This is a genomic window from Mycobacterium sp. IS-1590 (genome assembly GCF_001500025.1).
Taxonomy (GTDB): domain Bacteria; phylum Actinomycetota; class Actinomycetes; order Mycobacteriales; family Mycobacteriaceae; genus Mycobacterium.
Map to the genome: position 1 here is coordinate 279171 of NZ_LQIW01000034.1, position 23683 is coordinate 302853.

The window sequence follows — 23683 nt, forward strand, 5'->3', positions numbered from 1 at the left end:
TGCTAACGTCGGGTGATGCACGAACACACCGTCCGCGCGACCATCGCCTCCGGCACGATCGAGGGGTTCACCCGCGACGGCGTGCACCGTTGGCGCGGCATTCCCTACGCGCGCCCGCCGGTGGGCCCGCTGCGGCTGCGCGCACCCCAGCCCGTGCAGCCGTGGCGCGGGGTCCGATACTGCCACGGATACGGCAACTGCGCCCCCCAGCAACGCATGTACACCATGCTGGCACCCGGCAAATACCAGCCGATGAGCGAGGATTGCCTGACCCTGAACGTGGTCAGCCCGAAGAAGCGGCAGAACGCCGCGCTGCCGGTGATGGTCTTCATCCACGGCGGCGGCTATTTCATGGGGACCTCGGCCACCCCGATCTATGACGGTGCGGCGCTGGCCCGCAAGGGATGCGTGTACGTATCGGTCAACTACCGCCTGGGTGCGTTGGGGTGTCTGGACCTGTCGTCGCTGTCGAACTCAGACGTCACGATCGACGACAACCTGTATCTGCGCGATCTGGTGATGGCCCTGCGCTGGGTGCGCGAGAACATCGCGGTGTTCGGCGGCGACCCCGACAACGTGACGATCTTCGGCGAGAGCGCCGGAGCGCACGCCGTGGCCACGCTGCTTGCGGTGCCCGCCGCGAAAGGCCTTTTCGCCAAGGCGATCTCGGAGAGTCCGGCGGCGGGAATGGTGCGTACCCCGGATGTGGCCGCACAGTACGCGAGCCGGTTCGCCGCCATGCTGGGCGCGGGGCAGGATGACGGCGCCAACGCCGTGATGGCGGCGCGGCCGGCCGAACTGGTCCATGCGTTCGAAGAGCTCATCAAACACGGCCAGCGCGAGATGCTCGGCGCCTTTGCGGCCGGGCCGACGAGCGGAACCGACTACCTGCCAGAGGATCCGGTGGAGGCGATGCGCAGCGGTAAGGGGCACCAGCTTCCGTTGATCGTCGGGACCAATGCCGAAGAGGCCAACCTCTTCGGTCGCTTCCTCAAGCTGCTACCCATGTCGGAGCCGATGATCGAACGGCTGCTCGCCGAAGCGGAACCCGAAGAGCGGGAACGCATCACCGCGGCATACCCGGACTATCCGAGCCCGAGGGCATGCATCCAATTCGGCGGTGATTTCGCGTTCGGCTCGGCCGCCTGGCAGATCGCCGAAGCCCACAGCCGCCATGCGCCGACCTACCTGTACCGCTACGACTACGCGCCGCGCTCGTTGCGCTGGTCGGGCCTGGGAGCCACGCACGCCACCGAGCTATTGGCGGTATTCGACGTGTACCGCAGCGGGTTCGGCCGTCTGCTCACCGCGGCCGGTGACCGCAGAACCGCTTTGCGTGTCAGCGATGACGTCCAACGCCGCTGGCGCGAATTCGCCCGCACCGGAGTTCCCGGCGCCGACTGGCCCGCCTACACCGGCGCAGACCGCGCCGTGCGAGTCTTCGATCAGCGCCCACGCATCGAGTTCGACCCGCACGCCGCCCGCAGGGAGGCGTGGGAGAACATCTCGCTGGTCTCGCGTTAACCTTGGCGCCCAGCGACCACGAATCGTCACACGGAGGAATGAGTGCCCACCATCAACGTCGTCGAGCGCCCCGCAGAACTGAGCGCCGAGTGGTTGACGTCCGCGATCGGCTCAGCGGTCGCGGACTTCTCCTACGAGCGCATCGGGACGGGCCAGATGAGCGAGTGCTACCGCGTCGCGCTGACGTACGCGGGTGCGGACACCGGCCCCGCGACCGTGGTGCTCAAGGTGGCCGCCACCGACCCGGTCAGCAGGCAGACCGGTTTGGCGCTGGGCCTTTACGAACGCGAGGTGCGGTTCTACACCGACATCGCGCCGCGGATCGGGGGACCGGTGGCGCCGTGCTTTTCGTCGGCATTCAACCCCGAAACGGGCGCCTTCCATCTGCTACTCGGTGACGCGGGACCCGCGACCGTCGGAGACGAGATCCGCGGCGCCTCAGTCGAACAGGCCATGCTGGCGCTGTCCGAGCTCGGCCGGTTGCACGGACCGCTGCTCGGCGATCCCGCTGCCGCGAGCGCCGAGTGGCTCAACCGGGAGGCGCCGGTCAACCAGGCGCTGATCGCCAACCTGTACGCGGGCTTCGCCGAGCGCTACGCCGACAAGATCGCGCCCGAGCATCGTGAGGTGTGCGAGCGACTGCTCGCGAGCTTCGACGGGTATCTGGCCGCGGAGTCGGCGGACGACCGGGTCAAGGGGCTCGTGCACGGGGACTACCGGCTCGACAACATGCTGTTCGGGCAGGCCGGGGCCGACCGGCCGCTGACAGTCGTCGACTGGCAGACGGTCACCTGGGGTCCGGCGATGACCGACGTGGCGTACTTCATGGGCTGTGCGCTCCCTGTCGAGTTGCGCCGCGAGCACTACGACGCGCTGTTGGACGCTTACCACCAGGCGTTGGGTCCCGACGCGCCGATCAGCTTCGAGGACGTCCGCGACGGCGTGCGCAGGCAGACCTTCTTCGGGGTGATGATGGCGATCATCTCCTCGATGCTGGTCGAGCAGACCGAGCGCGGTGACGAGATGTTCATGACGATGCTGCAGCGCCACTGCGAGCACGTAATCGACGTCAACGCGCTGAGCATACTCCCGGAACCGGTTGCGCCCGAACCCCTTACACCCACGGCCGACGACGAGGGTGAACATCCGCCCGGTGACGAGCCGCTGTGGAACGAGAGCTGGTACTACGACTTCGTCGACCCGCAGCAGGAGATCGGCGGCTGGATACGTCTCGGCTTGTACCCGAACCTCAAGACCTCCTGGGTCAACGGCCTGGTGTGTGGTCCGGACATCCCGACCTATGCGTTGCTCGACTTCGAGGGCACCGATGCGATCGAACTGACGCTGACCCCCACCGAACCGCTCAAGACCGTCCGCGTCACGATGCGTGGCCGCGGCCAGGCGTACGACGATCCGGCTGGGCTGCTCCGCAACGAATCCGGCCGTCCTGTCGACGTGTCGATGGAACTCGAGTGGACCACCACCGGCACGCCGTATCTGTACCGGGTGACGCCCCGCTACGAGATACCGTGTTCGGTGTCGGGCACGGTATCCGTCGACGGTCGCGAATTCACGTTCACCGATGTGCCGGGCCAGCGCGACCACTCGTGGGGTGTGCGCGACTGGTGGGCGATGGACTGGGTGTGGAGCGCGCTGCACCTCGACGACGGCACCCATCTGCACGGTGTCGACATCCGCATCCCCGGCGCTCCGCCGCTCGGGATCGGTTATGTGCAGTCGACCGGCGAGCCGCTGATCGAACTGCAGAGCGTCACCGCCCGAGAGACGTTCGCCGACAACGCTTTACCGGTGAAGACGACGCTGACGCTGGCGCCCGGCGATGTCACCGTCACGGCCGAGGTGCGCGCCCATGCTCCGGTGCTGCTGAAATCACCCGACGGCCGGATCAGCCATTTCCCTCGCGCGTGGGCGACGGTCACGACCGCCGACGGCCGCAAGGGCGTGGGCTGGCTGGAGTGGAACCGCAACCAGCCCTAGCCTCCATCTTTGTTGTGCGAGCGTGCGTGTTTGCACACGACACGCCGCGGAAATTCGACGTTTTCCGCACCCTCGCGCCGCAGCGAGCGTGCGCTAGCGTGGGGCGTACATGATCAGACCGACCCCGGCCAGACAGATCAGCGCACCGGTGACGTCCCACCGATCGGGCCGAAAGCCGTCGGCGATCATGCCCCACGCGAGCGAACCGGCGATGAAGACTCCGCCGTACGCCGCCAGTACCCGGCCGAAATGGGCGTCGGGCTGAAACGCGGCGACGAAACCGTAAGCGCCCAGGGCCATCACGCCCACACCGATCCACCACCACCCGCGGTGCTCACGCACGCCCTGCCACACCAGCCACGCGCCGCCGATCTCGAGCACGGCGGCAAGGACGAACAGCATCACCGACTTGAGCACCATCACGTCACTCAGCGTGCCGTGAGCGTGCGCAAAATGATGTCATGGCGCGGCGTGTCGTGTGCAGACACGCACCGTCGCGGCACGAAGGGGCTATGCCAGGTGGGCGCTGTCGTCGTCGAGGTCGTCGCGGTTCAGGCCCATCGGCGTCGCGGCGGGCAGGTCACCGGCGGCGACCACCTTGCGGGTGATCGGGGTCAGCGTGCGGAACAGCGTCTCGATCTCGTCGTCGCTCAACGCGTCGAGCACCGGCAACGCCAACCGATCGGTGTCGTCCTCGATCCGCTGCTTGAGGTCGCGGCCGGCGTCGGTGAGCTCATCACCGTCGAGCAGCCCGCGCTCGGCGAGCCGGCCGCGGTGCAGGGCCCACTGCTCGTCGTCGTAGTCGCGGCTGCGCATGATCATCTCCTTGGGCACGCGACCCGCAGCGGCGTGCAGGATGTTGCTCTCGCGACCGGAGATCCCGTGACTGATGAGCACCGCGATGTGACCGTCGCCGCGCTGTTCCCGCAGCAACGTGGTGGCATGCCAGAGCTTGGAAAGCGGTTCGTTCGGCCAGGGCAGCGACGCGTTGGCGGCGAACAGGCATCGACCGTCGAGCGCGGCGTTGCGCGCGGCTTTCGCCAACAAGTCAGCCGCGGTCGCCACATCGTCGCCCTGTCCGACGCCGTAGCGTTCGAGCGCCGCCACCGCGGACTCGAGCCGCACGCGCAGCGCCTCCGCCGGGGGAGCGACCTGCCACGCCGCCGGAAGGGCCTTGGCCACCCGCTGCGGCGCGAAGTTGTAGAACGCCGCGGTGACCACCTCGGGTGGCACCTCGCCCAGCGGCGCCGACCTGGCCCCGAAATAGCCCATCCAGAATCCCTTGTAGCCGAGGCCGTCGAGGGCGGCGCGAGCTTCCGGCGCGAAGTAGGTGACGGCGTGCACGGGTTCGAGTCGATCGAAGAATCGGCGCGCCAACGATGGTTGCCTGTCCACGTCGGCAGTTAACCACTGGCCCCGATCCGCGCTCGCCGCGGGCCGATCACGACGGGTCAGCGGCCCGGGGGATCCTCGGACACCGCCGAGCTGGCTTCGTCGATGATCGCCCGCATGGCGTGTTCGGCCGCCGCCTCGTCGCGCATCCTGATCGCGCGCGCCACCTCGTCGTGCAGGTTGATGGCGGCCGGGTTCGGCTTCGAGGGCATCATCCCGTGGTGGGTTCGCCCGGCGAGCACCTCGGCGACAACACCGTCCAACGCCCGGAACATCTCGTTGCCGCTGGCCTCCAACATGGTCCGGTGAAACAGCTTGTCGGCCTCCAGGTAGGCCTCGAGGTCGCCCGCGCGGCCGTGCACGACCATGTCCGAAACGGCGGCCGCCATGATTCGGCACTGTTCGGGACCGGCCCGCCGCGCTGCGAGCGCGGCGGCCGCCGGTTCGAATCCGCGGCGTAGCTCGGACAGCGAGAGGAGCTGAGCGGCCCGGTCGCCGGCGTCCAGGCGCCAGCGAATCAGTCTGGGGTCGAAGACATTCCACTTCTCCGAAGGCTGAACCGTGATGCCCACCCGCCGCCGTGACTCCACCATGCCCATCGATTCGAGCACCCGGATCGCCTCGCGCGCGACGCTGCGCGACACCCCGTGACGCGAGCTGACCCCGTCGAGGGTTAGCACCTGCCCGGCGGGATACTCACCGGAGACGATCGCGGTGCCCAGCGCCTTGAGAAGATTGCCATGCAGCGCGCCGACGATTGGTTGAGACGCCACAAATAGATCGTTCCATACGATCGACCATCAGCCGTAAAGACATACCAATACGTGATGCTATTGCAATCGTATGCCTATTGGGGCATGCTGTGTGATGCCAAACACAACCGGGTAGGTGGAGGTAATGGCGGCTCCGATCGTGGTCATGGGCGTGTCGGGTTCAGGCAAGTCGACAGTGGGTGCGGCCCTCGCGCAGCGCTTGCGCGTACCGTTCGCCGACGCGGACGACTTTCATCCGCCTGCCAACATCGCGAAGATGACGGCCGGTGAGGCGCTCGACGACGACGACCGCTATCCGTGGCTGGAAGCGATCGGGGAGTGGTTGGCCGACCGCTGCGCGACCGGTGGGGTGATGAGTTGCTCGGCGCTCAAGCGCAAGTACCGGGACCAATTGCGGCGCCACTGCCCGGAGATGGAACTGCTGCATCTGGTCGGGACTCCCGAGGTCATCGGCAGGCGACAGGCCAGCCGCCCCGGTCACTTCATGCCGGCATCGTTGCTGGCTTCTCAATTCGAGACGCTCGAACCGCTGGGGTCCGATGAGCACGGCGTCGACATCGACGTCGACCAGAGCATCGATGCCATCGTCGAGAGTTATGTGTCGGCAACGGGTTCGGCCGATCGGTAAGACACGTGACCGACGCACCGATGGCCGAAGACGATGCCAGTCAGGCACTTCGACCATCCATTGATAGGCGTGAAATGTCCGGAACTGCCCGGCACTGACTGTTCGGAGGCCTGATGGAAGCAATCGATCCCGCTTACGGAGCGACGACGCTCCTGTTGATCGCCGCGGGGGCGGTGGCGGTCCTGCTGTTTCTGATCATGAAGGTCAAGTTGCACGCCTTCGTGGCGTTGGTGCTCGTCAGCGTGCTCACGGCGCTGGCCGCGGGCATTCCGGTGGGCGACGTTCCCGACGCCATCAGCTACGGCTTCTCCAACACCCTCGGCTCGGTGGCTCTGCTCGTCGGCTTCGGCGTGATGCTCGGTCGATTACTCGAAGTCACCGGCGGGGCACAGGTTCTGGCCGACACCCTCATCGCCCGGTTCGGTGAGAAGCGGGCGCCGCTCGCGCTCGGAGTCGCCGCGCTGCTGTTCGGCTTCCCGATCTTCTTCGATGCCGGCCTGGTGGTGTTCCTGCCCATCATCATGACCGTCGCGCGACGGTTCGGGGGGTCGCTGCTGTTCTACGGTCTGCCCGCCGCAGGCGCGTTCGCCGCCATGCACGCCCTGGTGCCACCCCATCCGGGACCGGTCGCGGCGGCCGAGGCGCTGGGGGCGAGCATCGGTGTCACGCTGCTGGTCGGCGCCCCGGTCGCCGTTCTGTCCTGGTACGTGGGCGTGCTGCTGGTTTCCCGGGCAATCGGGCGCCGGGTGCATGTCGACGTTCCGACGGCCTTGTTCGGCGAGATGAACGGCGGGACATCGACTTCCGAGCGCGACGCCGGCGCCCCCGACGGGTCCGGCGCCGGAGGCGTGGCCACCGCGGCCCGGACCGCTCCGTCCTTCGTCTCTGTGCTCGGCGTGCTGCTTCTGCCGTTCGTGTTGATCTCCTTCAACACCGTTCTCGACACACTGGTGACCGCCGGGATCCTGGAAGAGGACGCCACGTGGGTGCGGTATCTCATGTTGCTCGGCAACACGAGCGTCGCGCTGCTGATCACCGTGATCGTGGCGGCCGTGGTGTTGGGTCTGCGGCGCGGTCGGTCTATGGATGAGGTCAGCGCCCTCTACGACAAAGCCCTGGGGCCCATCTGCTCGGTCATCTTGATCACCGGGGCCGGCGGCATGTTCGGCGGGGTACTGCGCTTGAGCGGCATCGGCAGCGCACTGAGCGATTCCCTGTCGGGTCTGGGGATGTCGCTGATCGTCCAGGCCTTCATCATCGCGACGCTGCTGCGCGTGGCCCAGGGATCGGCCACGGTCGCCATCACGACGACGGCCGGGCTGATCAGCGCGGCAGCGGCCGAGGCGAGCTTGGGCGGTCTTCACCTCACCCTGCTGGTCATCGCCATCGCCGCCGGAGCAACGGTGCTCTCACACGTCAACGATTCGGGCTTCTGGTTGGTGAGCCGCTTCTTCGGGATGGACGTCAAGACCACGCTGAAGACGTGGACGGTCATGGAGACCACGCTCGGCCTCACCGCATTCGCGTTCAGCCTCGTCCTGTGGCTGGTGATCTGACCCCAAAGTAGTTGCGGGTCAATGGGTCGACCGCTGGTGACGGTCAGCCTTTGATGACTTGCGTACCGCCGGCGAGTTCGTCGTGCTTGCCCTGCTTGGTCGGGCTGCCGCTGATGGTCACGGCGATGACGATGATCGCGATGACGCCTAGCAGTCCGCCCACGAACGGGATGATCGGAAGCAGCGTCCACGAGTTGCGAATGGCCGCCTGCGCGGCGGACGGCTTGGCCGCCCCACCGGGACCGCGGACGGTGAGGCCGAGAATCTTCTTGCCCGGTGTCGAGCCCATGCCGGCCTCGAAGGCGAGGAAGTAGACGAACATCAACCCGCCGGTGAAGAAGCCGGTGACCATGATGTTGGAGGCGGAATCGGTGACGAGGGCCAACAACCAGCTCACGATTCCGACGAGGATGCCGTCGATGATCCGGGCAAGCCAACGCAGAAGCAGGCCGCCCGGCTGACCGCCGCCCGCGGGGTAGCCGCCGCCGTACTGTCCAGGCTGGGGTCCGAGATTTCCGCTAGTCATCCGAGTCAATGTACCGGCGACCCCGACAAAGCAGGTGCGCTTTCGACCGCTCGGTGAGCGCTCAGCGAAGCTTGCGCTGTTGACGCTTGGCCTGCTTGCGGGCCTGCTTACGGGTGGTCTCGGCCTGTTTGCGTGCCGTGTCGGCCTGTTTGCGCGCCGTCTCGGCCAATTCCGCCGCGCGCCCCCGTGCGGTCTCGGCCAGTTCGGGCGCGCGGTCACGGGCGACGTCGGCCCACTCCGAGCCGCGCTCCCGCGCGACATCGGCGAGCACCGACCCGCGTTTGCGCGCCACCTCGGCGAGCTCGGGTCCGCGTTCGCGGGCGACGTCGGCCAGTTCGGCACTGCGTTTGCGGGCCCGCTCGGCGAGTTCGGGTCCGCGTTCGCGGGCGACCTCGGCGAGTTCGGCGCCGCGCTCGCGGGCGACGTGGGCGAATTCGCGGCCCCGTTCGGCACCGACCTGCAGGCCGTGACCGACCTTGTCGGCCAGCGCGCTGTCGGTGAGAGCACCGCCGGCCGCCGCCCCGACGGGCAGCGCCGTGCTGACCGCTTCGGACACCTTGTGCGCCGCACGGCGACCGCGCCAACCGAGTGAGGGTTTGCCCTCGGTGTCGACCGCGGCGATGATCAGCCCGCCGATCAGGCTCACGTCGGTGATGAATGCACGCCGTTCTTCGGCCTTGCGCTGGGGATCTGTCTCACTCCAGAACGTATGTCCGCCAAGGCTGCCCGGCACCACGCTCAGCGCGAGCGCGGCGGAGGCGAGCCGGGGGAGTTTGCCGGTGGCCAGCAGCAATCCACCGCCGATCTGGACGGCGGCCGTGGCACGGGCGACGGTCTCGGCGTTGGTCGGGACGTTGGTACCGACCGGGTCCGGCAGCTTGCTCAGACCCTCGAGCGTCGGGCGTGCGGCGTCGGCCGCGGGTTTCGGGCTGCGTAGGGCCTCGACGCCTCTGGCGATGAAGGCTGCTGACAGCATCGGGCGCGCGATACGTCGAATCAACATGGGCCAGGTGTTCCCAGGCGAACAGGGGCGCAAACGTCGTTACGAGGCATCGGGCGGACTGCGGTGTCGCAGCGGCACGAGATACCAGAATGCGATGAGCGCGACGAGCACGCCGCCCCCGGCGATCCAGGCCGCCGCCCGGTCGGCGACGGCGTCGAAGATGATCGTCGCCACGCCGGCGAGTGCGACGCCGAGCAGCAGCGTGCCGACGATCGCGAAGGCATGTGCGGTCGAGACCAAGGTGTCCATGCGGTGTCTGCGGAACAACAGCCGATGCATGCTGACCGGAGCGATGAGCAAGGTTGTCGCTCCGATCGAGCAGGCGACCGTCACGAGATATACGGTCCGCATGAGCGCATCCAGCTCGGAGAAGTTGTCGGTGAACGGCAATATCAGCAGGAAGCCGGTGAGCAGCTGCACGCCCGTCTGAGCGACCCGCAACTCCTGCAGCAGACTCGACCAATTGCGGTCCAGCCGTTGGGCTTCCGTCTCGTTGCGCCGGTAGCCCTCGGGCGTGTCCGGATCCGGACGGTCGAAGTCCACACCTGATTCTGGCAGTCGCGGCCGTGGCGGGCCGCCGATTGGAGGTTTCCGGACATCGTCAGCCAGGGTTTCGCGGGTGAATGAAGACTCCGTCGGCTTCGACGGTGACGCCGTCGGTGTCGGCGATATGACCGACCGCGAACGTTTTGGCCCCCTCTACCCGGTCGATCCATGCCTCGGCGAGCAGCGGACGCCCGAGCCGGGTCCCGCGCCGGTACCGGGTGGTCAGCGTGCCTGTGACGGCGGGCTTGCCCGGTTTGTGCGCCGTGGCGCCGAGCACGTGGTCGAGCAGCATCGCGCACACCCCGCCGTGGACATGGCCCGGCGGGCCTTCGAATGCGGCCCCGAGCGTGAATTCGGCCCACACCCGGCCATCGGCTTCATGGTGCACCAGCAGCGGTGGGGCGACCGGATTGCGCAGCCCGATGACGACATTGCCCCACGCCATGGGCTCGCCGTCGCGGGTGTGTTCCAGTCCGAACGAGCCATCACGCAACGATTCGCTGAGTTCATCACTGGCGCAGTCGATTGCGCTCGTGGCGGCGGCGACGGTCGCTGCGCCCGCGCGGGTGCGGATGGTGACGTCGATGAGTCGACGCACCGACTGCGCCAACGGTTCGTACACCGCGCGTAGGTCGTCGAGTTCGGAACCGGCCATAAACTCAGCGTGCGTATGACCCGACGGCTCCGCAAGGCGACATCCCGGCCAGTGGTGCGTGGGACGCGCGGTGTCCTCGCCGTTGTTAGGCTAGACAAATGGCAAAAAGCACGTCCGACGCGAAGCCGAATCTGGCCGCGACCAGTTGGGCGCTGCTGGGCATGCTGACCTACGAACACGAACTGTCGGGCTACGACATCCGCAAGTGGATCGAATGGAGCATGCGGTTCTTCTACGGAAGTCCTGCCTACAGCCAGATCTACTCGGAGCTCAAGAAGCTGGAGAAGTTGGGGCTGGTGTCGTCTCGCGTCGAGAACACAGGCGGCACCCGCAATCGTCGGCTCTACAAAATCACCCCCGCGGGTCTCGATGCGGTGCGGCGGTGGGCCAATGAAGCGCCGGTCGATCCGCCGGTGCTCAAGCACAACCCGTTGTTGCGCGTGACGTTCGGGCATCTGACCGATCCCGAGCGCCTCAAGGAAATTCTGCAGGAGCACATCGCTTACGCCGACGACATGGCGCGCCAGGCCGCCAAGGACGCCAAGTGGGCCGGGGCGGACCCGTCGTGGGCCTACGCGAAGGTCGCATTGCAGTGGGCCGAGCGGTATTACACCGCCGAACGCGAACTCGCGATGAAAATGCTCAAGGAACTCGACGAGGCCGAAGCCGCCTTCGCCGACGCAGGCATCGAACGCGGTACCCAAATACCTTGGCCCGCACCAGAATACTGGTACGAGATCGAGAAAAAAGCAGAGGCCGACGACTGATCGGTCAGGCGCCTGCGGCGTCGGTCGCGGCGATGTAGCCGTACACCAGGCCCTGCGCAATGGTCGCGCCCGCTCCGGGGTAGGTGGCGCCGAAGGCATTGGCCGCGGTATTGCCGATCGCGTACAACCCGTCGATGGCATGGCCGTCCTCCCGCAGCACCCGTGCGCGATCATCGACGCGCAGGCCACCGCACGTGCCGAGATCGCTGAGCACCATTTTCACGGCATAGAACGGCCCCCGATTCAACGGGCGCAGGTTCGGGTTCGGGGTGACGGTCGGATCGCCGTAGTAGCGGTCGTAGGCACTGGCCCCGCGAAGGAAATCGGGATCGACTCCGGCGGCGGCGTTTTCGTTGAACCGCTCGACGGTCGTGGTCAGCTTCGATTCGTCGACACCCATCTTGGGGGCGAGTCCGGCGATGGAGTCGGCGCGGTGGGCGATACCGGCGTCGTACCACCTCTGGGGTATCGCCATCCGCGGGAACAGTTCGGCGGCAAAGACGTAGCTGTTGCGATAGCCCTGGTCGAAGACGATCCACATGGATTCGACGGGATTGCCCGCCCGTTCCCGCTCCAGGACTCGTTGCCCGAACGTCATGTAGTCCGTCGCCTCGTTGACAAACCGACTGCCGGTCTGATCGACGATGAGCGAACCCGGAAGCGAACGCTCGGCCAACATGACCTTGGGATCCGCCCCCGGTAGCGCCGCGACAGCCGGGAACCACCACGCCTGATCCATCAGATCGGTTGCGGCGCCGATGTCTTGGGCGATTCGGATTGCGTCGCCGGTGTTGGTTTCGGCCCCGAGGCTGGCATGTTCGCCGAGCGATTCCGACTGGAACTTCCACCGCATGTCCATGTCGTGGTCGAAACCGCCCGCCGCGAGGACGACACCGCGGCGCGCGGACACCGTGATGTCCGTGCCGTCATGGCTCAGCACCACGCCGCTCACGCGATCACCGTCGGTCACGAACCGACGCAAGGCGGTGTCGGTCCACACGGGGATGCCGGCACGCAGCACACCGGCGAACAGGCCGGCGGCCAGTGCCTGCCCCCCGGCGACGTAGCGCCGTTTGAGGAGCAGGCCTCCGGCGCCTTGGCCGAGGCGTTTGGCAACCACCGGCAGACCCTTGCGCGGCATCCGCGACATCAGGTTCAGCCACCGGTAGTCCGCGCCCGTGGTCGGCATCGGGATCTTGGCCTCCATCACGCCGGGCCGCAGCCTCGTGCGGTACCGGCCGAGGATCGCCGAATCCAGCGGCCGACATTCGCACGTACGGCCCACAGCCGAGCCGCCCGGCGCCTCGGGGTGGTAGTCGGAGTACTCCTTGGCCCAGAAGAGGCGCATCGGTGTGGTCCGTTGCAGCAGCTCGATCGTCGCGCCGATGTTCGCCAGGAACGCGGCGGACCGCGGCGCGGGCGCCGTCCCGTCGACCACCGCGTCGAGGTATGTCTCGGCCCGCGCGGCGGTGTCGGCGCCGCCGGCTCCGTTGATCACCGTGCTGGCCGGAAACCACAGCGCGCCGCCCGACCGCGCGGTCGAACCCCCGACGCAGGCCGACTTCTCGACAATCAGCACGGACAGGCCGCGTTCGTGGGCGGCGAGCGCCGCGGCCATCCCCGTGCCGGACCCGACCACCACCAGGTCGACGGTCGTATCGGTCATCGGCAAACCGTCGGGAATCGTCGCCCCGTAAGCGCTACTCACAAGGGACCAAGTTAGAGCGGTTTACCCGGCGCCGGAACCGGTGTCCTGATGAGCGGAACAGGACCCTGATCGCGGCCCGCGATCGCTGCTAGAACAATCGGTATGACGTTGGACTCCGATATCGAGGTCCGCCACATCGAGGCAGAGGCCGCCCCGTCGCGGTTCGCTCGAGGCTGGCACTGCCTGGGACTGGTGCGAGACTTCGGTGACGGTAAACCGCACCAGGTGTACGCATTCGGCAAGAAGCTCGTGGTGTTCCGCGGCGGCGACGGCCGCATCAACGTCCTGGACGCATACTGCCGGCACATGGGCGGGGATCTGAGCCAGGGCGAGGTGAAGGGCGACGAGATCGCCTGCCCGTTCCACGACTGGCGCTGGGGCGGCGACGGGCGATGCAAGAAGGTGCCCTACAGCAAGCGGGTGCCCCGGCTGGCCCGCACCGCGACATGGACCACGCTCGAGCAGGACGGCATGCTGTTCGTCTGGAACGACGCGGAGGGCAAACCTCCGCCGCCCGAGGTCACCATTCCCCGCATCGAGGGCGCGACGAGCGATGAGTGGACCGACTGGCATTGGTACACGACCACGGTCAACACCAACTGCCGCGAGATCATCGACAACGTCGTCGACATGGCGCACTTCTTCTACATCCACGGTTCACTGCCGACACACTTCAAAAACATCTTCGAGGGTCACGTCGCGACCCAGTACATGAACAGCGCGGGGCGGCCCGACCTCGGCGAGCCCGGACCAAGGCAGATGCTCGGAACCACCTCGGTCGCATCGTATTTCGGACCGTCGTTCATGATCGACGATCTCACCTATCACTACACCGACGTCGACCACAAGACGGTGCTGATCAACTGTCATTATCCGATCGATCAGAACTCGTTCGTGCTGCAGTACGGGATCATCGTCAAGAAGTCCGAGAACCTGCCCGAGGACCTCGCGATGCAGACGGCGATCGGCCTCGGGGACTTCGTCAAGATGGGTTTCGAGCAGGACGTCGCGATCTGGAAGAACAAGGCCCGTATCGACAATCCGCTGCTGTGCGAGGAGGACGGGCCGGTCTACCAACTGCGGCGCTGGTACGAGCAGTTCTACGTGGACGTCGCCGACGTGACGCCGGACATGGTGGATCGCTTCGAATACGAGATCGACACCACCCGGCCGCGGGAGGAATGGATGAAGATCGTCGAGGCCAACATCGCCGCACGGGACGCCGTCACGAGCGCGGGATGACCGTCCGTCAGGACAACCGACTCGTCGACGTGCCGATGACCTCGGTGACGTGCCGGCTATGCGCGGCAACCGTTTTGGTCCGCAAAAGCACCTGGGAGCAGACCAGCGTGCAGTGGGACCGCGACTCCACCGCGAAATGCCATCAGCGCCGGGACGCCGACACCATCCACACAAACGATGGCAGGCCGTTCCTCGTGTGCTTCGAACTGCGGGATTCAATCGAAGAGGCGGCGCGCGGCGGCGCATTGCCGATCGTCGACGAAACCGAGTGATCTCGGTGCTCTAACAGTCGCTCAGCGACTGTTAGAGCACCCAAATCCCACTCAGGTCAGCTGGAATTCCGACAGGGGGGCTTCCTGCGGGTACTCCGCCGGCCCGCCGATGTCGTAGACCGCGTTCAGAGCCGCGATGAACTCGGGGTCGTGCAGCGGCTCGCTCGGCACGTCGAGCTTGATGCCCTTCTTGTGAACGTCGTCGACGAGCATGTCGATCGCCTTGTCGATGGTCAGGTCGTCGCTGCCGTCCATGTTCTTCTTGAGCTCGTCGAAGTCGGTGAACACCTCCGCCGACCAGTGCACCAGGAAGCGCAGTTCGTCGGTGTGGTGGCGGGCGATCACGTCGTCGCCGTTCTTGAGCAGCCAGAAATCGCGGTCCGACGGATCTCCGGTGAACACGGTGTCGAACGCCAGCCCGGCCGGGGTCTGTTGATCGAGCGGCCCGTTGGCCTCGCCGCGGTGCACCATCATCTCGTTCTGCACCAGCACACCGCGGTTGTAGACCGGCGGCAGCAGGCGTTTCGGCGGTTTGAGCGGGCCGTCGGGCCAGTAGGTGAACCCGCTGCCCTCGTCGAGCGAGAACCACGTGATGACCTGAGCCATCTTGATGAGGTAGTCGCGGAACAGCCCCGACTTGCCCATGACGCTGGTCAGCCAGGTGGGAGCGTTCTCGTGGCGCACGCCGCGGAAGCTGGGGGAGTCCAGGTGGCCCGGATCGCGGTTGGCGCAGGGTCCGTTGATGTTGAACAGCATCATCTCGGGCTTGGCGTACTCGGCGTTCCAGTAGCTCTTGGCGTACTCGACGAAGCGCTGGTTGTAGAAGCAGTCGTGCAGCTCGGGGTAGAGCACCGTGCCGTAGTTGGCCAGATAGCCGCGGAACGTCGCGGTGAGGAACAGGTCGAGCGACGGGGTGAAGCCCTCGGGGAACAACCCGCTCATCGTGGCCATCAGTTCTTCGGCCGAGGCGAAGTGCTGGGCGATGATCAGCTTCCACGGTCCCTGGGTGCGCACCACGTCGAGGAGGCGCTCCCGCTGGTCGTCGGTGTAGAGGTTGTCGATCTCGCGGGGCGGTGAGGCGGGCCGCAGGACGTCGGACAACTCCATCCGCTGCTCTTGGGTGAGCATGTTCTCTCCTACTCTCGAGGCCGGCAGCTCCTGCCGGTCGCGCAGTCGATTCTGGTGCCCGCCCGCGCAAGTGACCGCCGGTTTGTCCGGTCATCGGGACGTCTGTTTGGGCGCGGCGTCAGAAAGGCAGCGGGTTGGTGAATTTCGCGCGCAGCAGTGCGCCGATCTCGGCTACTGCCAGACGTCCGCGGGCCGTCGCCTCCGAGCGCATCAGGAAGCCGTGGTAGATCCCGGGGTAACGAGTCAGCGTCGTCTGGACTCCGGCGTCGCGCAACCGGTTCGCGTAGTGCTCACCCCAGTCGCGGATCGGATCGGCTTCGGCGGTCACGACGATGGCCTGCGGCAGGCCCGACAGATCATGCGCGCGCGCGGGAACCGTGTACGGGTGCTCGGGGCCTTCGGCCAGCTCGTGCATGTACTCGATGTCGGCGAGTGTGAGCATCGGCGCCTCGGGCATCGCCCGGATCGACGGGACCTCGAGATCCTTGTCGACGCCCGGATACATCAGCACCTGAGCGAATAGGGTTGGGCCGCCGCGGTCGCGGGCGGCCAACGCCACGCCGGCGGCCAGGGTTCCCCCGGCGCTGTCGCCCGCGACCGCGACCCGGGTGCAGTCGATCCGGAGGTCGTCGGCATGGGCGGCCACCCAACAGGTCGCGGCGTACGCGTCGTCGAACTGGGCCGGGGGAATCGATTCGGGGGCCAGGCGGTAGTCGACCGACACCACCGTGGCGTGTGAGTGGTGAGCGAGGTTGCGCGCCAAGGGTTCGAACGAGTGGTTCGAGCCCAGAACCATTCCGCCGCCGTGGAAGTAGACCACCGCCGGGGCGTCGTTGTCGGTCGACGGCCGGTAGATGCGCAGCGGGATGTCCCCGGCGGGGCCCTCGATGATCCGGTCTTCGACGTCGGCCATCTCCGGCATCGCAGGCAGGGGGGCGGACTCCAGCGCGTCGCGCACCGCTTTGAGTCCGCGTATGCGCATCGGTGGTACGTCGCCCAATTGAGCGACCCGCGCCGCCGCGTCGGGATCCAACTGCGGGACAGCGTGTTTCGTCTCGATCACTGGCGCGACGGGTCGAATCGCCGTTTGGTGCGCAAAACGGGCGCCCGGCGAGACGCCAGGACTTCGGCGCGTTCGGCCATGGCGTTGCCGACGTACTCGGGTTGGGTGAGTAGATAGAACTCACCGGCCGCGGCCTGTTCGAACACCACCCTCGCCGCCTCGACCGGGTCCATCGCCTCGGCCTTGATGTCGAGCATCGCGGTCCGCTGCGCTTCGGCGGCGCCCACGTCACCATCGTCGACGCCGCCCGCGGACTCGAAGATGTTCGACTTCACCGCGCCCGGCAGCACTGCCTGAACGTGGATCCGGTGGGCGTGCCCGGCCGATTCCACTTCCAGGCGGAGGCATTCGGTCAGCGCCAACACCGCGTGCTTGCTCATGATGTAGGGCGCCTGCAACGGCACGGCGGCGACCCCGCCGATCGACGAAAGGTTCCACACCCACGACGGAGTGTCCGCGGCGATCATGCGCGGTAGGAAAGCGCGGATTCCGTAGAACACGCCGTTGACGTTGATGTCCACCAGCCGGTCCCAGTTGTCGACCGGGGTGTCCCAGAGATATCCGAACTGCTCGATGCCGGCGTTGTTGACCAGCAGGCGGACCGGGCCGATCTCCGAGTACACCTGTGCGGCCACTCGTTCGAGTGCTTCGGGATCACGCACATCGCACACCAGGTCCACCGACCCGGCGAGTTCTCGGCGGAGCGCCGCGATCGCCGGGGCGTCGACGTCGATGAGCACAACGGTCATGCCCAGCGCGGCGGCATAGCGTGCCAGCCCCGCGCCTATCCCGTTTCCGGCGCCGGTGATGACCGCGACACCACCGCCGAACGTCGCGCGTGCGTCCACGCGTTACGAGGCGGTCGAGGCGGTGGCGGTCTTGGCGGCGTGCTCGGAGAACGTGACGGAGTCCTCGGCGTCGAGGATCACGGTCATCGAGGTGAGCACCAGACCGTCGCCGGCGCGGCGGATGCCGACGTCGACCACGCCGCTGGAGACGTCGAACGGAACGTTGTTCGTCACCTGGTTCACGTACAGGTAGAAGCGCGCCGTGGTGACGTCTCCGTCGACGCCGGTGCGGAAGACGTTGGTGGCGTGGTGACGCAGCGGGTAGGGATTTTCGTTGCGGTGCTGGGTCAACCACGCCAAGGTCTCGTCTTTTCCGTGCAACTCGGCGGCCAGCAGGTCCTCGAACGGGCAGTTCCCGGAATCGGATCGGCTCAGGTATTCCATCTCGTCGCCGAGCCGGGCCCCGAGCTCGGCGAAGTGACCCTGGTCGTAGTGGTACCAGAAGGCGGCGATGAACTCCTGGACCTCGGACAGCGTGATCTCGTTGCTCATGGCTGCGAGTCAACCGTCGCCGACCACGGCGTGGCGTGACGATGCCCGGTCAGTGGAACACCGCGCGGCACCCGACCCCGATCAGTCGACGATCAGGCTCCACATGTCTGCGCCGGCGGCCAGGATCGCGGCGGTGACCTGTTCGTCCCAGTGATGCACCGTCCCGAATTCGGACCGCCACGCCAGTGCAGCGCGGGTGAACTCGTGCAACCGGTGTTCGAAGGTCGTGCCGATCGCGCCGTGGACCTGATGGGCGTTGCGGACCACGACGGACGTGGCATGACCGACGCAGGAGCGTGCCGTCGCGACGCGGAACGCCAGGTTGCCCATCGACCAGCCGCTCGTGACGGCCGTCGTCAGCGCGGCCTCGGTTGCGGCCCGTGCCAGCGCCGCTTCGGCGGCCGAGTCCGCGATCAGGTGCTGGACCGCCTGGAAGCGGGACAGGGGTCGCCCGAACTGGACCCGCGACGCGGCGTGTTCGACCGACGACAGGACGATCCGGTCGAGCGCCGCGCACACCTGGATCGCCCGCACCATCGCGGCTCTCAGCCGCAATTCGGCCACCAGGTCGGCGGTCACCGGGACTCCGTCCAGCGCGGCGACGTCGGCCTCGACGGAGTCGCGGGGTTCACCGATCAGGTTGCTGCCGGGCGTGATTGTCAGCGCCGCGGGGTCGACGTCGGCGACGCGGTGGTCATCGCCGTCGCGCCAGACGACGACCACGCGGTCACTGGCCGCGGCCCAGGGGACACCGTCGGCGGTGCCGTCCTCGTCGAGTAGGCACACCGTGCGCACCGCGTCGTCGCCGCTCATCCCGTTCGCTTCGAGCAGCCAGCAGGCCAGTAGGTCGTGTTCGGCCAACGGTGTTCGCACCGCGTTGCGGGCGGCGGCCGCCAGCAGCTCGGCGGCCTCGAACCAGCCCGCCCCGCTGCCGCCGGACTCCTCGGCGCCGGTCAGGCGAACCAGGCCCAGCTCATCGAGGCGCCGCCACAACTCGGTATCCCGTTCGACGGCCTCCGCAGGTGGATGCGCGTCGCGGTACTCGGCGAAGACCGCGTCCATCATTTCGACGAGCGCCGAATCGACGGTCATCGCAGTCCCAACCCTCGTGCGATCACGCCCCGCAACACCTCGTTGGTGCCGCCGCGCAGCGTGAAGCCGGGGCGCTGATCCACGGCCTTCGAGACCAGTTCGGCCAGCTCGGGATTCGTGGTCGTATCGGCCAGCGTGTCGGCGAAGTCGGCGATATCACCCTCGGTGGTGGTGCCGAGAACCTTGACCACCGCGGCGGGCACATCGGCGGGCTCACGTCGCTCCAGTGCTCCGGCGACGGCGGTCGACATCTGGTGCAGCCCAGCGATTCTGGCGACCAGGCGGCCGAGCCCGGCATCCCGCGGAAGCTGCTGTACCGCCACCTTCTCGCCACACGCCCTCAATAACACGAAGGTGGACAGGAACCGCTCGGGCCCGCTGCGCTCAAAGGCCAACTCCGAGGTGACCTGACGCCAGCCCGCGCCGATCTCGCCGAACACCATGTCGTCGGGCACGAAGGCGCCGTCGAGGATCACCTCGTTGAAGTGGTGTGCGCCGTTCATCGAGACAACCGGTCGGATATCGACGCCCGGTCCGCGCAGGTCGACGATGAACTGACTCAACCCGGCGTGGCGGTTGTCCGGATCGACGGGCGCCGTGCGGGCCAGCGCGATGAACGCATGCGCGTAATGCGCCCCCGACGTCCACACCTTCGTCCCGGACAGCGACCAACCGCCGTCCACCTGAACCGCCTTGGTACGCACGCTCGCCAGATCCGAACCGGAATCGGGCTCGCTCATGCCGATCCCGAAGAAGCACTCGCCGCGCACGATCCGCGGAAGAAACTCCCTTTTCTGCAGTTCCGTGCCGTACTTGAGCAACGAGGGCACAATCTGCCGGTCGGCGATCCAGTGCGCCGCGACCGGTGCGCCCGCGGCGAGCAGCTCCTCGGTCACCGCGAAGCGTTCGAGGAACGAGCGTCCGTGTCCGCCGTACTCGACCGGCACGGTCATTCCGAGATAGCCCTGTGCGGCAAGCGCTTTGGTGAAGTCCTCGTCCCATCCCGTCAGCCACGCGTCGACCGACGGCGTGAATGCGCCCGCGGCACGTTGCTCGGCGATGAACGCGCGGACCTCGGCCCGCAGGGCCGCGGTCGCAGCGGCGTCGACGGCAGCCGGGGGCACCAGGCGGGGGAGCGTCACGGGGCGGTCCGCCATCGGCTGATGCGTTGTTCGTGCTCCGGATCGCGGTGGGCCAGCGGCTGCATGGCCGCGGCCATGGCCAGCGTGGAGTCCAGCGAGCCGGCCCGCGATTCCTGCAGCAGACGTTTGGCCATCCGCAGCGCGTGAGCGGGGTTCTTGGTGATCCGCTCGGCCAACGCGAGCGCCTCCGTGAGCAGGTCGTCGTGCGACACGACGCGGCTGACCATGCCCCACTCCAGGGCAGTAGCCGCATCGACGCGGTCGCCGGTGAACGTCATCTCGGCGGCGCGCTCGTAGCCGATCGCTCTGGGCAGGAACCAGGTGCCGCCGTCGCCCGGGATGATGCCGATCTGTACGAAGCTCTCGGCGAACGACGCGCGTTCGGAAGCCACCCGGATGTCGCACATCATGGCGAGGTCGCAGCCCGCCCCGACCGCGGGTCCGTTGACCGCGGCGATCAGCGGGACCTCCAGGCGCCCGAGTGCGCGTGGGATGCGCTGGATCCCGTCGACGTAGGCACGCCGCTGGTCGAGGGCGTCGAGGCCGAACATTCCTGTGCGGTCGGCCATCTCCTTGACGTTGCCGCCCGCGGAGAAGATCTTGCCCGCGCCCGTCAGGATCACCGCGCGCACGTCGAGGTCGGCATTGGCGGCGTCGACCGCGGCCTCGAACGCCGAGATGAAGCCCTTGTCGGTGATCGCGTTGCCGACCTCGGGCAGGTCGATGGTCCACGTCTGTGTCGCACCGTGAGCGGCGATGTTCAGCGGTGTGCTCATGACGGCAACTGTAGGGACTTGGTCTGCAGGAATTCCTCGAACCCCGCGCGGCCGAGCTCGCGGCCGACACCGGACTTCTTGTATCCGCCGAACGGCGCGACCGGGTTGTACATGCCGCCGTTGACGTCGAGCTGTCCGGTCTGCACGCGCCGCGCGAAGGAAATGGCCGTGTCGAGGTCGGGACCCCACACCGCGCCCGCGAGCCCGTAGGGCGTGCCATTGGCGATGCGCAGGGCGTCGTCGGTGTCCCGGAACGGGATCACCGCGAGCACCGGCCCGAACACTTCCTCCTGGCCCAGCTCGGAGTCGGGGTCGACGTCGGCGAACACGGTCGGGGCGACGTAGTAGCCGGTGTCGCGGACCGATTCGGATCCGCCGGCGAGCAGGCGGGCGCCGTCGCGGCGTGCGCGGTCGATGAATCCGCGCACGGACTCGAACTGCGCGGCCGAGGCCAGGGGGCCGATCCGGGTGTCGGGGTCGGACGGGTCGCCGACGGTGTACTTGGCGGCGGCGGACTCGATGAGTTCGAGGGCCTCGTCGTAGCGCGAGCGCGGCACCAGCATCCGGGTCCACGCCATGCAGGTCTGCCCGCCGTTGAGGAACGCGTTGCCCACGCCGACCTTCACCGCGGTGGTCAGGTCGCCGCCGTCGAGGATGACGTTGGCGGACTTGCCGCCAAGTTCGAGGGCGACCTTCTTGACCGATCCGGCGGCGAGCTCGGCGACCCGGCGGCCCACGGCGGTCGACCCGGTGAACGACACCACGTCGACGTCGGGATGCGACGCGATGCGCTCACCCACCACGGATCCGCGTCCCGACACCAGGTTCACCACACCGTCGGGAAGGCCGGCCTCCTCAACCGCTTCGACGAACTCGAACACCGACAGCGGCGCCTCGTTGCTCGGCTTGAGGACGACGGTGCAGCCCGCGGCGATCGCGGGCAGCACCTTGGCCACCACCTGATAGAGCGGGTAGTTCCACGGGGTGATGGCGCCGACGACACCGTACGGTTCGCGCAGCACCAACGAGTTGCCCACGCGCTCTTCGAATTCGAAGGACCCGAGGACGTCGGCGAAACCGCGGGCCACCGCCAGTGGCACCTTGGTCTGAACGCCCTGCGCCACCCGCAGCGGAGCGCCCATCTCCCGGCTGATGGTCTCGGCGATGTCGGGCAGCCGCTTCTCCATCGCGGCGATCACCCGGGCCAGCCGGTCACTGCGCTCGGCGCGGGTAATTAGCGGATCGAAGGCGCGGCGGGCGGCGGCCACCGCCGCGTCCACGTCGGCGGCCGTTCCGCTGGGCACAGCGCCGATCACCTTCTCGGTGGCGGGGTCGACGACGTCGATCACGTCGCCCGCCGAGGGCGTCACCCACTGCCCATCGATGAACAGCGTCTTTCGGGTGTAGTCGTGCATGGATCTCCTTGCAGGTCAGGGAATGATGCTGGCGCGGACGTCGCGCTTGTGCTCGGCGGCGGCGAAGGCCTCGTTGATGTCGTCGAGCGGATACTGCGCTGCAGCCAGCCGGTGCAGGGGGAGGGTGTCCTGGTGCTGTTCGAGGAAGGTCAGCGCCCGCGACAGCACCGGCGGTTCGTACAACGAGACCCCGACCATCGTCTTGTTGGCGAAGACGAAACGTGACGGGTCGAACTCGAAGGTCTTGCCGATGTTGATGTTGCCGATCTCGACGTAGCGGCCGAACTGGCCCAGCATCTTGAGGCCTTCGTCGATGGCGGACGGATGGCCGACGACCTCGACCACGACGTCGGCACCGTGACCGTCGGTCAGGTCGCGGATGATCTTCGCGCGGTCCTTCACCGTCGCGGCCGTGTTGATGTCGATCACCGCGTCGGCGCCGAACGCGGTTGCCAGCTCGAGTCGTTCGGGCACACCGTCGATGGCGATGACCCGGCCTGCGCCGCGGGCCTTGGCCACCGCGACGGCGTACAGCCCCAACGCACCGGCGCCCTGCACGACGACGCTTTCACCGAGTTGCTGGTCCACGCGTTCGAGGCCGTACATCACCTGCGACAGCGCACAGTTGGCGCCCGAGGCGATGTCGTCGGTCACGCCGTCGGGCACGGTGTAGACCACCGCCCCGGCGGGCAGCAGGAAGTAGTCGGCGTAGCCACCGACGAAATAGGGTGGCGCGTCGGCGCGCCCGAGCATCGCCATCGCCAGGTTCAGGCACGCGTTGCGCCTACCCGCCAGGCAATTTCGGCACCGGTGACAGGAAAAGAAGTAGGGGAACACCACCCGGCTGCCCTTCGCCAGGGGTGCGCCGTTGGAGTCCGCCGTGACGCCGTCGCCGAGTTCTTCGACCGCGCCCACCATCTCGTGACCGAGCACCGTCGGAAGTTGTCCACCCAAGCCGCGGGTGGCGAAGGTGCCATGCCACGCGTGCAGGTCCGATCCACAGATGTTGGTCCTGGTGACCTTGATCAGGATCTCGCCGGGACCGACCTCGGCCAGGTTCACGGTTTCGATCTCGAACGGCTTTCCGGGCGCGTCAAAGCGCGCGATACGTCCTGTGAACAATCCTCAGTTCCCTCC

Annotated in this window: 24 protein-coding genes; 7 read left to right on the forward strand and 17 right to left on the reverse strand. The window is 67.5% G+C overall.

The genetic code is table 11. The features are described from left to right. Positions 1-15 precede the first annotated feature (15 nt). Positions 16-1524 carry a carboxylesterase/lipase family protein gene (locus AU197_RS18965; RefSeq protein WP_064404326.1) on the forward strand — a complete coding sequence of 503 codons (1509 nt, stop codon included), beginning with the start codon at positions 16-18 and terminating at the stop codon, positions 1522-1524. 42 nt (positions 1525-1566) lie between these two features. Next, positions 1567-3522, forward strand: a complete 1956-nt coding sequence (locus tag AU197_RS18970) for a DUF7064 domain-containing protein (protein ID WP_064404328.1) — start codon at positions 1567-1569, stop codon at positions 3520-3522. A gap of 93 nt (positions 3523-3615) precedes the next feature. On the opposite strand, the gene AU197_RS18975 is transcribed toward AU197_RS18970, so the two are convergent. The 3 genes from AU197_RS18975 to AU197_RS18985 form a co-directional block, all read right to left on the reverse strand. Further along, complete coding sequence (locus AU197_RS18975; protein WP_064404330.1) at positions 3616-3942, reverse strand: YnfA family protein; 327 nt, start codon at positions 3940-3942, stop codon at positions 3616-3618. Between the two features lie 90 nt (positions 3943-4032). Next, positions 4033-4917 carry an SCO6745 family protein gene (locus AU197_RS18980; protein ID WP_064404332.1) on the reverse strand — a complete coding sequence of 295 codons (885 nt, stop codon included), beginning with the start codon at positions 4915-4917 and terminating at the stop codon, positions 4033-4035. A gap of 56 nt (positions 4918-4973) precedes the next feature. Then, complete coding sequence (locus AU197_RS18985) at positions 4974-5687, reverse strand: FadR/GntR family transcriptional regulator (RefSeq protein ID WP_064404334.1); 714 nt, start codon at positions 5685-5687, stop codon at positions 4974-4976. 124 nt (positions 5688-5811) lie between these two features. On the opposite strand from AU197_RS18985, the gene AU197_RS18990 reads away from it, so the two are divergent. Beyond that, positions 5812-6315, forward strand: coding sequence for a gluconokinase (locus AU197_RS18990; protein ID WP_064404336.1), 504 nt, complete (start codon positions 5812-5814; stop codon positions 6313-6315). A 113-nt stretch (positions 6316-6428) separates the two neighbouring features. Further along, positions 6429-7871, forward strand: coding sequence for a GntP family permease (locus AU197_RS18995; RefSeq protein ID WP_064404338.1), 1443 nt, complete (start codon positions 6429-6431; stop codon positions 7869-7871). A gap of 43 nt (positions 7872-7914) precedes the next feature. On the opposite strand, the gene AU197_RS19000 is transcribed toward AU197_RS18995, so the two are convergent. The 4 genes from AU197_RS19000 to AU197_RS19015 all read right to left on the reverse strand — a co-directional run bounded on the left by AU197_RS19000 (position 7915) and on the right by AU197_RS19015 (position 10601). After that, positions 7915-8397: an RDD family protein gene (locus AU197_RS19000; RefSeq protein ID WP_064404341.1), complete on the reverse strand. Its 483-nt coding sequence runs from the start codon at positions 8395-8397 to the stop codon at positions 7915-7917. A 61-nt stretch (positions 8398-8458) separates the two neighbouring features. After that, positions 8459-9400 (reverse strand): DoxX family protein, encoded by a 942-nt coding sequence (locus tag AU197_RS19005; protein ID WP_064404343.1) that lies wholly within the window; start codon positions 9398-9400, stop codon positions 8459-8461. A 39-nt stretch (positions 9401-9439) separates the two neighbouring features. Beyond that, positions 9440-9943, reverse strand: a complete 504-nt coding sequence (locus AU197_RS19010; protein ID WP_064404345.1) for a DUF6328 family protein — start codon at positions 9941-9943, stop codon at positions 9440-9442. 58 nt (positions 9944-10001) lie between these two features. Continuing rightward, positions 10002-10601, reverse strand: a complete 600-nt coding sequence (locus AU197_RS19015; protein WP_064404346.1) for a PaaI family thioesterase — start codon at positions 10599-10601, stop codon at positions 10002-10004. Between the two features lie 98 nt (positions 10602-10699). Between AU197_RS19015 and AU197_RS19020 the strand changes: the two genes are divergently transcribed. Then, positions 10700-11368: a PadR family transcriptional regulator gene (locus AU197_RS19020; RefSeq protein ID WP_064404348.1), complete on the forward strand. Its 669-nt coding sequence runs from the start codon at positions 10700-10702 to the stop codon at positions 11366-11368. Between the two features lie 4 nt (positions 11369-11372). Here the strand turns inward: AU197_RS19020 and AU197_RS19025 are convergent, their stop codons facing one another. Next, positions 11373-13076, reverse strand: a complete 1704-nt coding sequence (locus tag AU197_RS19025; RefSeq protein ID WP_064404350.1) for a 3-ketosteroid-delta-1-dehydrogenase — start codon at positions 13074-13076, stop codon at positions 11373-11375. A gap of 102 nt (positions 13077-13178) precedes the next feature. Between AU197_RS19025 and AU197_RS19030 the strand changes: the two genes are divergently transcribed. Both AU197_RS19030 and AU197_RS19035 read left to right on the forward strand, forming a co-directional pair. Continuing rightward, entirely contained in the window at positions 13179-14318 is a 1140-nt protein-coding gene (locus AU197_RS19030) for a 3-ketosteroid-9-alpha-monooxygenase, oxygenase component (RefSeq protein ID WP_064404351.1), read from the forward strand. Continuing rightward, a complete protein-coding gene (locus tag AU197_RS19035; RefSeq protein WP_064404353.1) occupies positions 14315-14590 on the forward strand; it encodes a hypothetical protein in 276 nt (91 codons plus the stop codon). The genes AU197_RS19030 and AU197_RS19035 overlap by 4 nt, the downstream gene beginning before the upstream one ends. 51 nt (positions 14591-14641) lie before the next feature. Here the strand turns inward: AU197_RS19035 and AU197_RS19040 are convergent, their stop codons facing one another. The 9 genes from AU197_RS19040 to AU197_RS19080 all read right to left on the reverse strand — a co-directional run bounded on the left by AU197_RS19040 (position 14642) and on the right by AU197_RS19080 (position 23668). Further along, positions 14642-15718 carry a hypothetical protein gene (locus tag AU197_RS19040; RefSeq protein ID WP_064404356.1) on the reverse strand — a complete coding sequence of 359 codons (1077 nt, stop codon included), beginning with the start codon at positions 15716-15718 and terminating at the stop codon, positions 14642-14644. Positions 15719-15836: 118 nt separating this feature from the next. Next, on the reverse strand, positions 15837-16781 hold the full coding sequence (locus AU197_RS19045) for an alpha/beta hydrolase (protein ID WP_231745039.1): 945 nt from the start codon (positions 16779-16781) through the stop codon (positions 15837-15839). Continuing rightward, a complete protein-coding gene (locus AU197_RS19050) occupies positions 16778-17629 on the reverse strand; it encodes an SDR family oxidoreductase (protein ID WP_064404358.1) in 852 nt (283 codons plus the stop codon). Before AU197_RS19050 ends, AU197_RS19045 begins: the two co-directional genes overlap by 4 nt. Before the next feature lie 3 nt (positions 17630-17632). Continuing rightward, positions 17633-18121 (reverse strand): nuclear transport factor 2 family protein, encoded by a 489-nt coding sequence (locus tag AU197_RS19055; RefSeq protein ID WP_064404360.1) that lies wholly within the window; start codon positions 18119-18121, stop codon positions 17633-17635. Between the two features lie 81 nt (positions 18122-18202). Further along, positions 18203-19213: an acyl-CoA dehydrogenase family protein gene (locus tag AU197_RS19060; protein WP_064404362.1), complete on the reverse strand. Its 1011-nt coding sequence runs from the start codon at positions 19211-19213 to the stop codon at positions 18203-18205. Beyond that, a complete protein-coding gene (locus tag AU197_RS19065; RefSeq protein ID WP_197415589.1) occupies positions 19210-20355 on the reverse strand; it encodes an acyl-CoA dehydrogenase family protein in 1146 nt (381 codons plus the stop codon). The genes AU197_RS19060 and AU197_RS19065 overlap by 4 nt, the downstream gene beginning before the upstream one ends. Beyond that, complete coding sequence (locus tag AU197_RS19070; RefSeq protein WP_064404366.1) at positions 20352-21131, reverse strand: crotonase/enoyl-CoA hydratase family protein; 780 nt, start codon at positions 21129-21131, stop codon at positions 20352-20354. The genes AU197_RS19065 and AU197_RS19070 overlap by 4 nt, the downstream gene beginning before the upstream one ends. Next, the gene (locus AU197_RS19075; protein ID WP_064404368.1) at positions 21128-22546 is read right to left on the reverse strand and encodes an aldehyde dehydrogenase family protein; all 1419 of its coding nucleotides are present in this window, start codon (positions 22544-22546) and stop codon (positions 21128-21130) included. Before AU197_RS19075 ends, AU197_RS19070 begins: the two co-directional genes overlap by 4 nt. Positions 22547-22561: 15 nt before the next feature. Next, positions 22562-23668, reverse strand: coding sequence for a zinc-binding dehydrogenase (locus tag AU197_RS19080; protein ID WP_064404369.1), 1107 nt, complete (start codon positions 23666-23668; stop codon positions 22562-22564). Positions 23669-23683 lie beyond the last annotated feature (15 nt).